At 45.9% G+C, this 16,125-nt stretch carries 15 protein-coding genes; 7 read left to right on the forward strand and 8 right to left on the reverse strand.

Features of this window, described 5'->3' with window-relative positions; genetic code table 11:
- Window positions 1-90 precede the first annotated feature (90 nt).
- Both C9J01_RS04855 and C9J01_RS04860 read right to left on the reverse strand, forming a co-directional pair.
- Window positions 91-2,337, reverse strand: a complete 2,247-nt coding sequence (locus C9J01_RS04855; RefSeq protein ID WP_107296955.1) for a peptidase U32 family protein — start codon at window positions 2,335-2,337, stop codon at window positions 91-93.
- Between the two features lie 91 nt (window positions 2,338-2,428).
- The gene (locus C9J01_RS04860; protein WP_107296956.1) at window positions 2,429-3,346 is read right to left on the reverse strand and encodes a LysR substrate-binding domain-containing protein; all 918 of its coding nucleotides are present in this window, start codon (window positions 3,344-3,346) and stop codon (window positions 2,429-2,431) included.
- A 139-nt stretch (window positions 3,347-3,485) separates the two neighbouring features.
- Between C9J01_RS04860 and C9J01_RS04865 the strand changes: the two genes are divergently transcribed.
- Window positions 3,486-4,358 carry a DMT family transporter gene (locus tag C9J01_RS04865; RefSeq protein ID WP_107296957.1) on the forward strand — a complete coding sequence of 291 codons (873 nt, stop codon included), beginning with the start codon at window positions 3,486-3,488 and terminating at the stop codon, window positions 4,356-4,358.
- Between the two features lie 3 nt (window positions 4,359-4,361).
- Window positions 4,362-4,874, forward strand: coding sequence for a YgjV family protein (locus C9J01_RS04870; protein ID WP_107296958.1), 513 nt, complete (start codon window positions 4,362-4,364; stop codon window positions 4,872-4,874).
- A gap of 44 nt (window positions 4,875-4,918) precedes the next feature.
- Here the strand turns inward: C9J01_RS04870 and C9J01_RS04875 are convergent, their stop codons facing one another.
- Complete coding sequence (locus C9J01_RS04875; RefSeq protein ID WP_237156872.1) at window positions 4,919-5,260, reverse strand: hypothetical protein; 342 nt, start codon at window positions 5,258-5,260, stop codon at window positions 4,919-4,921.
- Between the two features lie 584 nt (window positions 5,261-5,844).
- Here C9J01_RS04875 and C9J01_RS04880 point away from each other — a divergent pair.
- The 3 genes from C9J01_RS04880 to C9J01_RS29585 all read left to right on the forward strand — a co-directional run bounded on the left by C9J01_RS04880 (window position 5,845) and on the right by C9J01_RS29585 (window position 9,126).
- Complete coding sequence (locus tag C9J01_RS04880; protein ID WP_107296959.1) at window positions 5,845-7,320, forward strand: peptide MFS transporter; 1,476 nt, start codon at window positions 5,845-5,847, stop codon at window positions 7,318-7,320.
- 359 nt (window positions 7,321-7,679) lie between these two features.
- On the forward strand, window positions 7,680-8,723 hold the full coding sequence (locus C9J01_RS04885) for a GMP reductase (protein ID WP_107296960.1): 1,044 nt from the start codon (window positions 7,680-7,682) through the stop codon (window positions 8,721-8,723).
- 247 nt (window positions 8,724-8,970) lie between these two features.
- A complete protein-coding gene (locus C9J01_RS29585) occupies window positions 8,971-9,126 on the forward strand; it encodes a hypothetical protein (RefSeq protein ID WP_158264487.1) in 156 nt (51 codons plus the stop codon).
- 58 nt (window positions 9,127-9,184) lie between these two features.
- Here the strand turns inward: C9J01_RS29585 and C9J01_RS04890 are convergent, their stop codons facing one another.
- Together C9J01_RS04890 and C9J01_RS04895 are read right to left on the reverse strand one after the other, a co-directional pair.
- Window positions 9,185-10,645: a sensor histidine kinase gene (locus tag C9J01_RS04890; protein WP_107296961.1), complete on the reverse strand. Its 1,461-nt coding sequence runs from the start codon at window positions 10,643-10,645 to the stop codon at window positions 9,185-9,187.
- On the reverse strand, window positions 10,623-11,300 hold the full coding sequence (locus C9J01_RS04895) for a response regulator (RefSeq protein WP_107296962.1): 678 nt from the start codon (window positions 11,298-11,300) through the stop codon (window positions 10,623-10,625). Before C9J01_RS04895 ends, C9J01_RS04890 begins: the two co-directional genes overlap by 23 nt.
- A 215-nt stretch (window positions 11,301-11,515) precedes the next feature.
- Between C9J01_RS04895 and C9J01_RS04900 the strand changes: the two genes are divergently transcribed.
- Window positions 11,516-12,001 (forward strand): GlcG/HbpS family heme-binding protein, encoded by a 486-nt coding sequence (locus C9J01_RS04900; protein ID WP_107296963.1) that lies wholly within the window; start codon window positions 11,516-11,518, stop codon window positions 11,999-12,001.
- A 151-nt stretch (window positions 12,002-12,152) separates the two neighbouring features.
- Here C9J01_RS04900 and C9J01_RS04905 read toward each other — a convergent pair whose 3' ends face one another.
- Entirely contained in the window at window positions 12,153-12,812 is a 660-nt protein-coding gene (locus C9J01_RS04905; protein ID WP_237156873.1) for a Crp/Fnr family transcriptional regulator, read from the reverse strand.
- Between the two features lie 213 nt (window positions 12,813-13,025).
- Between C9J01_RS04905 and add the strand changes: the two genes are divergently transcribed.
- Entirely contained in the window at window positions 13,026-14,021 is a 996-nt protein-coding gene (gene add, locus C9J01_RS04910; RefSeq protein WP_107296965.1) for an adenosine deaminase, read from the forward strand.
- Between the two features lie 81 nt (window positions 14,022-14,102).
- On the opposite strand, the gene C9J01_RS04915 is transcribed toward add, so the two are convergent.
- Complete coding sequence (locus C9J01_RS04915; RefSeq protein WP_107296966.1) at window positions 14,103-15,200, reverse strand: ABC transporter permease; 1,098 nt, start codon at window positions 15,198-15,200, stop codon at window positions 14,103-14,105.
- Window positions 15,197-16,123 carry an ABC transporter ATP-binding protein gene (locus C9J01_RS04920; RefSeq protein ID WP_107296967.1) on the reverse strand — a complete coding sequence of 309 codons (927 nt, stop codon included), beginning with the start codon at window positions 16,121-16,123 and terminating at the stop codon, window positions 15,197-15,199. Before C9J01_RS04920 ends, C9J01_RS04915 begins: the two co-directional genes overlap by 4 nt.
- Window positions 16,124-16,125: the final 2 nt, after the last annotated feature.

Raw genomic sequence — 16,125 nt, forward strand, 5'->3', positions numbered from 1 at the left:
GTTATTGAATTTGTTCCAATAGAAAAAGCCCGACGTTATGGCTATAACGTCGGGCTTTTTTATGCTTGCTAGCGCGAGGGAATAGTTTCCCTACAACCCTTTTTTGTATTGGGCCATTGTCGTCGGAGCAAGCTTGGCATGAATTTCAGCTGGGGCTACATCACCTTTTAGCTGCTCCCGGAAAGCTTCAAGCAATTGAGGTTTCTCCAACGCAATCTGGGTATGGGTTTTAATATCACGCAAATCCACCATATAGCCGTTAAACAGGCCGGAGTGATCATTGAGCACATCCACGTTGAGGTAATTCTCTTGGCTATATAAAGCGTTGTGGGCACCGCGCTGTTTATCTACCACATATGAAGCATGCTTGAGACTCAGGATCGAAGCCGACTTATCACACTTACGTAGACACTTGTCATCAAAACGTTTTTTCTTGCACCCTACCGTCTGGTGGAACAAGCATTGGCGACTGGTTAGCAAAGTGATCGGATGGTAAATACTGTAATACAGCTCGAAATTGTCAGGCTTAACCAGTGGCTTGATTTGCTTCTTGTTGATCTCATTGGAGACAAACGCCCCAACACAGTTAAACTCTTCTTTCAAACAAGCCAAGCTGTATGAGTTGATAATGTTCATCTGCGGCCCAGCGACCCAATCAATACCCAACTGGTATGCAGCGTAACCCACCCCACTGTTATTGGTCACAATACGGCTTGGTTTCACCTGCTCTAGGAAGGTCACAGCCGCCTCATAGTTCTCCCCGATTAAAATAGCCGGGAACCAAGGTAGCAATTGTGCATTTTCCTTGAATAGGGCTACCAACTTCGGCAAGTCACTCGCCAACGCTTCAGGCAACTGGTAGTAAACGGTTGTATCTGGCTCAGACAACAAAGATAAGTCACTTTGCGATGAAATCAGTGTATACAGATGAGGGTTTTGGCCAACATCGGTATTAGCAGCCTTCAGTGGCTTTGCCAGCTCTACCGGTGCAATAAGCGGTTTGTTACCATTGAGAACAACGGCTACCTGCTCTTTGATTGCCGTTTGTTCTTTGTACGGAATATACAAGCCACTTCCTAGCGCACTCAGATCAACCTCATTGACCTGATAATCCGCATTAGCAAAACTGTTGACCCACTTGGTGACCCCTTCCTCATCGAGGGTAAACTTCCCTGCAGCCACCAAGCTTGATGCTGACTTCAGTTCAACCAAACCTTGAGTTGTTCTTAATTCGACGTTCAGTGGCTGGCCTTCAACCGCAATCACCTTCACATCAAGCGGCAGTTTCTCAACACATAGATCCTCGGTAACCCGCTCTACTTCCTGAATAATGTCAGTTTTAGTGTCATAGAGCTTTTTCTTGACCGCTTTGACATCATCCATGCTGGTGCAGCTGTAAATATTCGAGAAGTGGGTTGCGGCATGATCCCTAGGATTATCAATAAACATGCTTTTATTGATATCGCCTTTCAAGAACGCATTGGAGAAATCTCGGTTAAAAACCGTATAAAGCCGGCTGGTATCCGTCAGCATTTCTCCTTTGCTGCAGTAGCTGTCAATTTGCTTGCGCCAAGTATCCACAACCGTATAGACATAATGGGATTTCTTGATCCGCCCTTCAACTTTCAAGGAATACACACCCGCGTCAGCGAGAGCCGCCATATCAGAATACGCCGAGTTATCTTTCAGGTTCAGTGGGTAATCCCTACCTACCTCGGTAGTTTGGTACTGTTCACGGCAAGGCTGGCTGCAACGGCCACGGTTGCCTGAACTGCCATTTCTCACCGAGCTGATATAACACAGGCCAGAGAAGCCAATACAGTATGAACCATGGACAAAGACCTCCATTAGGACATCGTGCTGATGGCCAAACTGTGCCAGATGTTTGATCTCATCGATATTCAGTTCACGTGACAGGTTCATTCGTGAAGCCGTCAATTGCTTGAGAAAGAGGATCTGGCCTTCATTGTGGGTATTGAGCTGCGTCGAAGCGTGCACATCCAACGTAGGGAAATGCGTTTTCAAAATAGAAAACAGGCCGATATCCTGAACAATGACCCCATCAATATCAGTGTTAACCAGTTTATTGAGCAAACGAACCAGTGCAGGTACTTCGCTTTCAAGGATGATGACATTAAGCGTCAGGAAGATTTTGCATTGGTGCTGATGGGCCAACCGGACCACACCACTGAGGTTTTCAAAGGTAAGGTTAGTCGCCCGGTTGCGCGCATTAAAGTTATCCAGCCCGCAATACACAGCATCAGCGCCAGCAATAATTGCTGCTTTTATTGATTCTAAATCGCCGCCCGGTGCTAACAGCTCAAATTGGTCACTCATTTCGACATTACCCTTTTGCCAATACCCAATGCAAAAGGGCGGTATTCTACGTGGTACGAGCTGTAAATTCCATTAATACAATTAAGGTTATTTATCGACGTAAACTGTCACCGTCATGCTCAAAGCATTGCTGCTTGAGCCATTGGCCAAGCGTTTTGATTTCAAATTGCTTGGCTCGCGACTGTTTATAAACAAAATAAAGATTATCGCCAGTTGGCAACTCATGCATTGGTATACGGACGAGGTTCTGTTGGTGGTCGTGATCATTGAGGAAATAATCATTCAAAAATGCAATGCCCTGATGATACTTCACCGCTTCGGCGGCAAGCACCATATGGCTAAAATGGCTGATCTTTGCATTTTCAGGCAATTCAAATCCCCCACGACTGCACCATGTCAGCCAATCTTTCGCCTGATTGCCATCTTTAAAGATTGAATGTACCGACAGCAGCGGGTGCTCCCACAGGGCTTCTGGCAGGGGCTTGTCTTGGATCTGCTGCCAAAGCTTTTGACTACAGAAAGGGTATAGCAATTCTTTATACAGAAAATCACTGACATAGTTTTTCTTAGGGGGATGAGCCGTAATGAAACAATCCGCTACCTGATCAGTAAATTCAGGCTCATCGGCAAACATTGCCAGCGATAAATCAATTTCAGGGTGTTGCTGTCGTAAATTTTCCAGCCTTGGCACCAACCATTTCACCGCAAGAGAACTATACATTGCGAGCCGTATCTTCCCGCTCTCCCCCTCGCGTATCTGTTGGCTGGCCTGTGCAATATTTTGCAATGAATGGGAGATCTCATCGTAATATTTCTCACCCATTGGGGTTAAAGACAGGCGCCTCCCCTGCCGAACAAATAAGGTTTCACCCAAATATTCTTCCAGCAGTCGTACCTGATGGCTAATAGCGCTTTGTGTTACGTTCAGTGATCTTGCCGCATGTGAAAAGCTATTTAAACGGGCAACAGATTCGAAACACTGAACAGCACGTAGAGGTGGTAACTTCATTATTAGTTCAGCTCATACTAAGTGAATATTTATCATTATATATGAAGGTTATTTATAGATTAAGCTTACCGAATCACAACGCACCACTTCCTTTTGTACAACCACTGAACACGTGTCAGTCAATGACAGGAGCTTAGTCATGCCTTCAATGTCTGTTGGAATGGCAATGGGTTTACTCATTGTCGGCAACCTTATTGCAGTTTTTTCAGATGCCTTAATTAAAACCTTGGGCGAAGATACCGCTGTTTTTCAATTTGTCTTTTTCAGGCAATTGACGGCAGTATTGATATTATTGCCCTTCTGTTATGGCGTCAGTAGAAAAAGCTTTACCGACGGACTCAAATGGCATGCCCTGCGCGCCCACATCTGGTTGCTGGGGGCCATATTTATGGTGTTCGCTATTAATGCCATGCCATTGGCTACAGCCAATGCCATCTTCTATGCGGCTCCGCTAATGATGCTACCGCTCGCATTGGTATTTTTCAAAGAGAAACTCACCCGCTACTCTATTGCCGCCGGTGTACTTGGCTTTGTTGGTGTAGTGGTGATCATTCGGCCTACGGAGATCGATTGGGCCGCTATTGCTGCGCTGGTTGTTGCACTGACGATTGCTAGCAATAACTTACTGATACGCAAGTTACCCAAGCACCAGACGGTGGCACAGACTTTATTGTTGACCAATCTTGCGGGTATTCCTGCATCATTGGGGTTGGCAATATGGGAAGGACGTGATTGGGATTGGACACCACTGATAACCGCAGCGGGTTCGAGCAGTTTCATCTTAATTTATGCCGCTATTTGTGTGATTGCCTACCGCTCTGCAGAGAGCAATAAGATTGCCAGTGCTGAATACAGTGGGCTGCTCGGCGCTGTAGGGGTTGGCTTGGTCTGGTTTGGAGAAACACCGGATATTGCCATGATACTTGGCACAGCCATGATTGTACTACCACTTGTATGGCTGGCCCGAATCGAAAAGAAAAAGACAGCAACAAATACGGAACTCTCGGAATAACCTATGTCAGCGTTTTTACTATCACAAATTTTAATGGGTATTGCAGTCTGCTTTGATCTTGTTTCATTCCAGTTCAAGGAAAAGAAAAACATCATCAAATGCTTTATCTGCGCGGTTATCCTGATAAGTATCCACTTTGCGCTATTGGAACAGTGGACAGGTGCGGGCTTGATGGCTCTCGCGGCACTGCGTTACTTTACAAGCCTATATACCAGCTCCAAGAAGATGGCACTGCTATTTTGTATAAGCACTCTGGTCATCACCTTCTTCACCTATGCAGGGCTTGCGAGCATTATCAGCTGCGTAGCAGCATTAATCCAAACTGTCGCGACCTTTAGCAACAACGATAAACGGCTTCGCCAGCTAATGATTATGGGGACCAGCTTGTGGCTCACCCATAACATCATTATTGGTTCACCTACCGCCGTGCTTCTAGAGGCAGTATTCCTCTCCAGTAACTTCATTGGCTACTATCGCTACTACCTAAAGCCAGCAAAAACCGCCGAGCAAATGTAAAAAAGGGCCATTAGGCCCTTTTTAACGTTTTTCTCTGGTCGATGTCAGGCCGTCGCCTTGTCCGTTCTTTCCTTCACCTTTTCTAAGATGGCAGAGATCGGAACAATAGGCCCCATCATATTGACCCTTAGTGCGTCACTGCCCGATGCATAATGCAGCTCTGACGAGTCATGAGAGGAATAGTTATACTTGTAGTTAAACTTCCCCGTTGCGATGTGTAACAGATCGAATTCTTTTCGGTGGCAAGAGATATAAGCACGCCAGTACATCGCATCCACAATTTCTGACGGCCGATCTGCGCGAATAATAAATCGCCAGCTCCCATCCTCGCCGTAGAAATCCAAAGGGAAAGTATTTTTTGTTTTTCTTTTGCTAAACAAAGTCAATTAATCCACTTAACCAGCCTATCAATTGAATTATGCAAGGATTGCAGCAGAATGGAAGTGATTACCGATCAAAACCGGCAATTTTGACATAACTGTACAATTTTCGACGCATTTAATTTAACGGCATTCATCATTTAGCCCATTCCACCAGCGCCCATTCAATGCAGCAAATAAACACTTACTTTGGGCTATGATAAAAACCCCCTGCACCAAATCCTCACAAAAGGTACTCCTACCTTCGATCTGCTCAAGCCGCGTTATAGATGAAATATAAATACATTAACTTAAATCATTATTATTAATAATAACAAAACAGCTCCGACCAGAACCTAGCAATATAACCACAAACTATTGATAAGTATATCAAATCCAACAATATCAGTGACTTTACCTAGCTAACAAAACTGTCAACATAAAAATAATTAACCTTATTGATAAATATATCTAATGTTTACTTGGTCACTAAAAGCACATTATTCAGCGTACGCAAGGTTAAGAAGTGATAACATCTCCACCAATTTACATTTGGTTACATTTAGCTAGCTGTAACCTGCTTACCCAAGCCATAAACATAGAGATGTATTATGTGGAATAGACTCAATAAGTCGATGATGGTCTGCCAAATGATGTTTGGCCTATCTTTTTACGGTGTGATGGTTATCCTCACCCGCTTTTTCCTAGAAAACCTAAACTACAGTGAAGCCGACACCATGATGGTCGTGGGTGCTTTCTCATCAATAGGCCCGTTATTTGCCATTGCTGGCGGTTTTATTGCTGATAAATTTCTCGGGGCTTACCGTTCACTTACCATCAGTTACTTCGGTTTTGCCATTGGCTATGCCTTGCTTGTGATGGGAGCATCAACACTGAATGTACCAATGAGTTTGATTGGTATTGCGCTTGCAAGTTATTCCCGCGGTCTAATGTCACCTTCTTACCCAAGCCTTTACAAGCGCACCTTCCAATCAGAAGAACACTTCGAGAATGCCTACCCAGTTAACTACTCGGTAAACAACGTCGGTGCCCTGCTAGGCCAATACTTCTTCCCGATGCTGGTGTTGATCCTTGGCTTCCATGGCAGTTTTGCCCTTTCAGCAGCAATGGCAGCGGTAGCATTCATTATCCTTTTCGTTTCGCGCAAGCCCCTGCTATCTGTTGCTACTGATATGGACAACAAGCCTGCAGGAGCGAAGAACTGGTTGGCGTTTGTTGCCATTTCAGCGTCAATGATTGGCCTCGTTTTCTTCATGTTTTCCAACATGGATATCGGTAAAAACATCGTATACGCGATTGGTGCTGCCGCTATCAGTTACTTTATTTGGTTGATGATAAAAGCTAACCGCTCAGACTCCTTGAAAATGGGGACTATCTTGATCATTACCGCATTGACCACCGCGTTCTTTGTTTACTACGGACAGATGATGACCTCAATGACAATGGTCACCATCAACACCATGCGCGGCGATCTGTTCGGGATTATCCCAATCGCTCCAGAAGCCTCGATGGCGATGAACCCACTATGGTGTATTGTCGGCGGTCCTTTGGTATCGTGGGGTTTCTCTTCACTAGAGAAGCGTAATATTAATTTCTCTACAGCAACGAAAGTGAGCTTCTCTTTCGTCTTGACCGCCATTGCCTTTGGTATTTTGACCATGGCGATCTACAACATCGGCGAAAATGTCATCATCCGCCCAGAAGTGTTCTTGGCTATCCACTTCTTCCAGGCTCTGGCAGAAGTGATTGTTGGTAGCTTGGTGGTTGCTTTCATTCTTTCGGTTGCCCCTAAACACATCGAGAACTTCTCAGTCAGTCTTTTCTCGGTGGCTATTGCCCTAAGTGGTATTGTCGGCGCGGTATTCTCAACCTCTATCGCACTGGAAAAAGGCCAGGAGATCACCCAGGAAATCGTACAAACCGTTTACGGTGACTATTTTAGCCTACTGACAATGCTTGCGGTTGTGATGGTTGCAGTTGCCCTGCTTGCCTCTCGCATGATCCGAGTAATGCTGAAAAAAGCAGAAGTCGATCAAGAGCAAGATGCGACGTTGGCTAAAGCATAAAGATAGTTAAAACCAAATATCAGTATTGATTAAGGCTCCGGAAGGGGCCTTTTTTATAACTCAAACATCATATTCAGTAAGCAAGGACTAAATGCTGTACGAAACACAAAAAAGATGATGAAAAATTGAGCAAGAACTGCCGGAGTAGAGAAGAAAGCGTGGATACTATCTTTTTAAAGGTAACACAAAAAAATTTATATTATTAGACTTGTTAAAAAACTTTCTCTGCCTATAATGCTGAAAACCGGAGCGTCTGCCAACGCTCCGGTTTTTTTGTGCCTGCAACATGGTGAACCTGATTGCTATCTGCCAATAGCAACAAGCCATGATGCAAAATTCGATAAGATAAGGAATGACCAATGCGTATCGAACAAGACTTGAAACTGGGTTTTAAAGATGTACTGTTTCGTCCAAAACGTTCAACCCTAAAAAGCCGTTCTCAAGTTGAATTAACCCGCGATTTTACATTCAAGCATAGCGGTCGTCAATGGTCTGGTGTACCTATTATTGCTGCCAATATGGACTCTGTTGGTAGCTTCGAAATGACTGCTGCCCTTGCCAAGCACGGCGTAATGACCGCTGTTCACAAGCACTACACTGTCGCTGACTGGGCCGAGTTCGTTAAAAACAACGACGCTAGCGTGCTGAACAACGCAATGGTTTCTACTGGTACCTCTGACGCTGACTTCCAGAAGACCAAAGACATCATGGAGCTGTCTGACGACCTTATCTTCATCTGTATCGATATTGCCAACGGCTACTCTGAGCACCTTGTACAATACGTACAGAAAGTTCGTGCCGAGTTCCCTAACAAAGTTATCAGTGCCGGTAACGTAGTAACGGGCGACATGGTTGAAGAGCTTATCCTTGCTGGTGCTGACATCGTTAAAGTTGGTATCGGCCCTGGCTCTGTATGTACTACCCGCGTTAAGACCGGTGTTGGTTACCCTCAGCTTTCAGCTATCATCGAGTGTGCTGACGCAGCCCACGGCCTAGGTGGCCGTATCATCGGTGACGGTGGCTGTGCTTGTGCGGGTGATGTTGCCAAAGCCTTCGGTGGCGGTGCTGACTTCGTCATGCTTGGCGGTATGCTAGCTGGCCACGAAGAGAGCAACGGCGAAATCATCGAGCAAGACGGCAAGACTTTCATGAAGTTCTACGGCATGTCTTCACAAAGCGCGATGGACAAGCACTCTGGCGGTGTTGCTAAGTACCGTGCAGCAGAAGGCAAAACCGTTCTTCTGCCATTCCGTGGCCCGGTTGAGAACACTATCCAGGACATCATGGGTGGCGTACGCTCTACTTGTACTTATGTGGGTGCCGCGAAGCTGAAAGAGTTGACCAAGCGTACGACTTTCATCCGCGTACAAGAGCAAGAAAACAACGTCTTCGGTAAAGAGTAAATAGCTCTCCGGTGAAGAATAAGCGATTGCTTGTTTGATGATTGCTTATTTGATAAAAGTATTCGCAAAGGCCGCTTAGCAATAAGCGGCCTTTCTTTTATCTACCCGTTTAAAGCTTCAATCCCACTCTTGGTTCATATCCGCTTACACTCTTTGGCTCCAAGCGGGCCTAACTGACCAATCTAAACAAACATATACACCGTAGTCATGAGTAGTTGTAACGAGAACAAGTTATACGGAGGCGGATATGGACTTAGCAGACAAACTCAGATCCAGAGGCAAAGCCGTAGAAGATGATTACTTTGCCCGCGAGGAAAGAGCGCTTATTGAAGCTATAAGAGAAAAACGTCAAAACGGCGAGCTGGATAACTGGCACCGAGATGACGAATCTCTCGATGAATAGCTAGATGCCAGATAATGCTCAAGGATGGTTTTTGTAAACCATCCTTTTTAATTCATCGCTAACCATCAATCACTGTAGTTTCGTTTGGTAAAACAACGGTGAACACCGCACCTTGCCCCAATACTGAATCCACTCGGATCCTAGCCTTGAGAGAAGTCACCATTGCCTTCACCATCGCCAACCCCAAGCCATACCCCGATTTGGTTCGGCTTTGATCAACCCGGTACAGCCGCTTGAAAATCAACTCATGGTGCTCCGGTGCTATCCCGATCCCATTATCGCCTACACTCAGCATTGCGCCTTCCCCTGCAGGGCCGCAGGTCAAAAAAATCGTGCCGCCTGTAGGGGTGTACTTGAAGCTATTGTCAATGAGGTTAACAACAACCTGTACCAAACGGTTTGGCTCTGTGCTTACCTCGCAGGGCTTCAGCCCCGAGACATCAATTTTCATAGCTCTGTCTTCAGCCAGTTCTTCATACCAAGAGGCAACGTTCAGCATCAATTGGTTCAAATCTACTGCTTTAAAAGCTACTGATGACTTACTGGCGGCTTCATCATTAATCTTCATTAAAGTATTAAGCATGCCGCTCACCTGCTGGGCCGACTCAGCACAATCAGATAAGGCATTGGTAAGTTGTTCATTGGATGGAGGCTGGCTTGATCCCAATGTATTTTCCGTGGTCAATGCAATGCGGGACAGTGGAGTACGCAGATCGTGGGCTATTGCATCAAGGGTATTGTCCATGCTGGTAATCGTTGCTTCCAATCGCCCGTGAACCAGTTCCAAGCTTTGGTTCAGAACTGCCAGGCCACTTTCACCTTTGCCGTTATTATCCTGAGCTGTGGCCTTATCCTGGGTTGTGGCCGTATGAGTGCCATCCTCTTGTGGCGTACTAACCGACCATTCGCTCGCTTGATCCAACGTTTTCGCCAAGCGATGGACAGGGGAAAGCGTCGTTGCCAGCAACCGCCAAACAAACAAGGAAATAACCGCACACAAAAGTGCCAACGCCCCCACCATAATCAGCCATTGCATAAACAGGAGATGCAAACGTGGATGAACATTTAAAGCCAACCAGAAATCCTGGTGCTGGCCGTTTAGTTTTAGCGTTAAGTAATGTGGTTCAAGCAGCAATTGATACCAGGCTCGGTCATCCGCTTGGAAATATGCAAAGGGGATATCGATATTGTCCTGCTTAGTACCTGCAATATATTGCGGTTTGCCCTGTGTGTTTTGGCTAACAGAAACAGCCGTAATTGCATTTTCGATTAAGCGCTCGGGGTTTCCTTCGAGCACATGGATCAATTTATCATCCGATTCGTACTTTAAGATCCGCTGATATTCTGCGCCCATCGACTTGAGCAATTTCTTGTCTGCTCCATCAAGGGAGTACACCTGCATTAGGCCAATTCCAAGCAGGATCGCCACAAAGCATAAGATCACTGTGGCAACAAAACGCCCGAACAACATTTTTTGTGCCAGACGGGTCGATTGCTCAGCTCTCATATTTAAGGACATAGCCCACCCCACGGATGGTATGGATCAAAGGTTGCTCAAACCCTTTATCGACTTGTGATCTTAACCGACACACCAACACATCAACGACATTGGTTTGCGGGTTAAACTGATAGCCCCAAATTTTTTCTAAAATAACGGTTTTGGAAAATACCCGTTCCGGTTGCTGCATCAGCAATTGCAGCAAATCGAACTCACGCTGTTTGAGCGAGATTTCCTTTTCACGACGAAAAAGCTTACGGGTCAATAAATCGAGCTTGAGATCGTTATACACCAACTGACTTTGGCTATTGGTGGGCATCTGCCGCCGCAACAAGGTTTGGCATCGTGCTGCCAATTCAGCAAAGGCAAACGGCTTCACCAGATAATCATCAGCCCCAGATTGCAATCCTTGCACCTTCTCTTCAACCAAATGGCGGGCGCTAAGGATAATAATGGGCACTTGATAGCCTTCACCCCGCAATCGACGCAGCACGTCCAAGCCATCCCAGGTGGGTAGCATCAAATCCAAAATCACTAAATCGAAATCGTCTTGCGTAACCAGCTGGTAACCCTGCTTGCCATCAGCAATGCAACTGACATTGAAGCCCATCTCCTCAAAGCCCTGCTTAAGGAAAGCACTGATATGACTATCATCCTCAATCACTAATATATTCATTTTGCATCCTGCTGACCGCCACTCCATGTCTAGATATTACATGATGACAACATTTCACTTCATTACAAACATGTAATGTTCCAACAAGGTTGCAGTAATTCTGGCTAGATACAGTTATTCCATCGCAACAACACAGGCATCGAGAGCTCAACAGCTATCTCGCAAGATAACGCCTGACACCATTACTGATTTACTGAACCGATTAAGGAAAGATCATGAAATTGAATATTGTACTAGCCGCAACATTACTCGCTGCCTCAAGCTCTGTTTTAGCTGATGAAAAAGTAACGACAATTACCCAGCTATCATCAGCTGCAGCTTTCGAACTGGCGAATGCAGCAGTAGGTCAATGTGCAAAAGACGGATACAACGTGTCTGCAACTGTGGTTGATATTTCCGGTCGTGTACAAGCGCAACTGCGTTACGACAATGCAAGCCCGCACACATTGGAGAGTTCTCGTCAGAAAGCCTTCACCGCAGTTAGTATGAAGCAACCAACGGCAAACTTGATGAAACTGGTCGCCGAAAAGCCATTGATGGACCCACTGCGCGATATGGACGACAACCTACTATTCCTTGCCGGTGGCCTTCCGGTTGAGTACAAAGGCCAAGTTGTCGCAGCTATCGGAGTTGGCGGTGCACCAGGCGGCCACCTTGATGTCATTTGTGCCGAAGCCGCAATTAAATCAGTCATGAAATAAACTTCGTTTTCTGTAAACCAAGCAGAACCATATCCGCCATACAACAAAGCCCGGCTCTCGCTCTTTATCACATATCAAAGGGCAAGAGGCCGGGCTGTCTTGTTTGACTGTATTGTTCAACTAGCTTGTTCGACTATCTTATTCAAATAACTTATTGCTGGCACTGATTCAGATATTCGACCAATCCATCAAGGTCGACCGGAATAATTGTCGAGTTATCCTCTCCCTTCTTTACCAAGCCATCTTTAATCAACTCGTGAATAATTCGGGTATAGGCCCTATCTGTACAACCGAAACGCTGGGCTTCCTGATACATATAATCATGATTCAAAGAACGGGTGTCGGTCGTACACCTGTCCACGATATCTTTGACGATATTAAACTTCAGCGGGTACAAGGAACGTTCAATGGCAATGTTCATTGACGATTGGTACATATTGGCCATGCGGTGATTCATCCAAAATGAAATCGTCGCATCTTCAAGCAGGATTTCGGCAAACCGCTCTTTTGGGATCACAACAAGCTCGGTGGTCGCTGTTGCCACCACATCGAATGAACAGCGATTTCCCGAGAAAAACTCAATCTCGCCAAAGAAGTTATCTTCCAGCAAGTAGTCACCCAAGCTGAGCGTCTTACCATTAAGAGCTGTATGCAACAACATAAATTGGGCGGCGGCAGACCAATAGACTTCGGTAATTTCGTGTCCTTGCCTAACGATATAGTCGCCCTTATGACAAGTAATGCGCCGAAAGTTCTCATTGGCAATTAACTGGCGAAACCTATCTGGCCCTTTGCTCAAAATTTCAGACATATCCATTTTGTGTAAACTGTGTCCAACCTATCAAAATATAAAATTATTTTTGCCACACCCGGACAATTGTCGTGCTAGTGTCCCCGAGCGATTCTATAAGCTACAGTTCATAAGCTTAGAAAGCAAAATGCTAGCTATCTATACTCATAATAATCAACCGCAATTTGGGAAACACTGCGTTTTCCCGGATTATACATCGTTGGGACAACACGAATGAATTACTTCGATCTTCCGAAAATTGATCTTCATTGCCACCTAGATGGCAGCGTCAGACCGCAGACTGTCATCGATCTGGCCAAACAGCAGAACATCACGCTGCCTAGCTATGATGTTGATGAAATCAACGCTTTGATGGTTGCCCCAGAAACTTGCTCTGACCTGCCAGAATACCTCAGCCGCTTTGATCTGCCGGTATCTGTGATGCAGACAGCAGATAGCCTAGAGCGTATTTCGTTTGAGCTGTTTGAAGACGCTGCCAAAGAAAATGTGAAATACCTAGAGGTTCGTTTTGCGCCTCAGCTACACATTCAAAACGGCCTGACCTATGAAGAAATCATTGCCAGCGCTGTTAAAGGCATGAAAAAGGCGGAAGCACTGTATGACATCAAAGGTAACTACATCCTTTCGATGGTGAAGTTCCTGCCTTCTGATACCATCCCGCAAGTCATTGACGCAGGTGTTAGCCTACTGAACAAAGGTGTGGTGGCGTTTGATCTTGCCGGTAGTGAGCTTGATGGTTTCAGCCATGACTATGCCTCTTTCGCCCAGGATGCAAAAGACAAAGGCTACAGAGTCACTATCCACGCTGGCGAACAAGGCAGCGGCCAAAATGTCTATGAAGCTATTTCTATCCTAGGTGCTGAGCGCATTGGTCACGGTGTTGCAATCAAAGATCACCAACAAGCGTACAACCTAGTGAAAGATGAAGACGTTGCACTTGAAACCTGTCCAAGCAGCAATGTCCAAACCAAAGCGATCCCAGAGCTATCACAGCACCCAATCAAAGCATTCTACAAAGATGGCGTGCCAGTGACGATCAACACTGACAACCGAACAGTATCTAACACCACGATGACTGATGAAGTTCGCAAGGTAGTGGAACAGTTCGAACTGAGTGAAGAAGATTACTACCAAATCTACCAGATGAGTGTTAAGCACTCCTTCGCATCAGAAGACGTCAAGCAAGCCTTGATGCAATTCGCTAAATAAGCGGATCCAGTAGTACAAAAAGGCCTCTTCATTTTGAAGAGGCCTTTTTAATGCGCGCCGGACACCAAGCAGGTAATACAATCAATCCAACGATTTCTTGAACCGCTTAGAAGCCACCACCAGACCGATAACAGTAAATCCTGCCAGCCACAGTGTATCTTTCCATAACCCGGCCAGATCAGCCCCGCGCAACACGATACCCCTTATCAAACGCATAAAGTGTGTCGCCGGCAGTACTTCTGATATCCACTGCGCTGCAACAGGCATAGCCTCATAAGGAAACATAAAGCCTGAAAGCAAAATCGAGGGTAGCAGTATGAACACGGTCATTTGCATCGCTTGAAGTTGGGTTGAGGCGATCGTCGAAATCACCAAGCCCAAGGTCAAACTGGCTGAGATAAACAACAAGGTCCCAAACAAGATCTGGCTGATCGCACCATTGATCGGCACATCAAAGATGAAATGCCCCAATCCGAGAATGATAAATACCTGAATCAAGCCGACAAAAATATAAGGGACTATCTTGGCCACCATCAATTCAAACGAGTGGATCGGTGTGGTGATCAGCAATTCGAGATTGCCACGCTCACGCTCCCTCACTATCGCAGCACTGGTGAACAAAATCATTGTCATGGTTAATATCACCCCCAGAAGACCAGGAATAATGTTCACTGCAGAGCGTTGGGTGGGGTTGAAATACAGTGCCACCTCAAAGGTTTTTGCTATCGGAGGGCGAATTTCGATATCTAGATCAGTCAGTGGCATGGTTTGCAAACCGAGGATTGCTGCACTGATCATGGTATCCGAACCATCGACAATCCATTGGCCCAACACTCGGCCTTGCATTGCTCGCTGGGTCAAATCACTAGGCAATATTAGCGCTGCCCTCACCTCCCCTTGCTGAATGGCCAATTCGGCTTCTTGAGGTGACGAAAACTGCTTCTTCACTTCAATAACTTGAGTAACCTTAACTGACTCGATAATCATTCGTCCTGCGACGCTATTGCTCTGATCAACGATAGCAACCGGGATATTTCGGACGTCTGTATTTATCGCATAGCCAAACAACAGCAACTGTATCAGCGGGATCATCACCACCATGCCAAAGGTAATACGGTCACGTGATAACTGGCGAATTTCTTTCACCATCACCGCTTTCATACGGGTGAGTGCATTCATTGCCTACCCTCCCCCGTCACTGTCACAAAGACATCTTCCAAACTAGGCCTAGCAATGTTCACTTCAGCACTGGCTAACTGTGGGAAGCTCCCCTTCAACCAGCTGATAGGATCATCGATGTGTTGTCGAATTAGCACCCTCAAACGAATACCAAGCTGCGCCGCCGAGCGGACTTCAGATTTTTTCAACAATTGCTCTTTCAGCTCTCGTAAACGCTCTGCCTTGATTTCGACAACGTGAACGCCCATCTCTTCCATCAAGGTTTCAGGTTCACCATCGGCGCGGATCATACCGGCTTCCATTATCGCCAAACGGTGACAGCGCTCTGCCTCATCCATATAGTGGGTTGTGACCAAAATCGTGGTGCCCTGATCAGAAAGATCAAAAAGCTGTTCCCAAAATTCTCTGCGGTTTTCAGGATCCACCGCCGATGTCGGTTCATCAAGAAATAGGAGTTCAGGTTTATGCATAGTGGCTGCGGCTAACGACAAGCGCTGCTTTTGCCCGCCACTCATACCGGAAACACGCTGCTTTCGCCGCTGATCCAAACCATAGGTAATTAACTGTTCGTTTATCCTTTGCGCTAACGCCTTTTTCCCCATCCCGAAAATCTGGCCGATAAACTCCAAGTTTTCCTCCACACTCAAATCATCGTAAAGGGAGAATTTCTGAGTCATGTAGCCTATTTTGAGCCTCAGCTTCTCTGATTCCTTAGGGATAGTTAAACCCAGTACAGAAACATCACCTTCGGTTGGGCTCAATAAGCCCGTCAGTACACGGATGGTGGTCGATTTACCACAGCCGTTGGGACCCAAAAAACCGTAGATGCTGCCCTTGGGCACATTGAGATTTATATTGTCGATAGCAGTAAAATCACCAAATGTTTTCTTTACGTTATGGGCTTGGATAGCATATTCGCTCATGA

Origin of the sequence: Photobacterium rosenbergii, from assembly GCF_003026455.1 — a bacterium.
GTDB classification, from domain to species: domain Bacteria; phylum Pseudomonadota; class Gammaproteobacteria; order Enterobacterales; family Vibrionaceae; genus Photobacterium; species Photobacterium rosenbergii.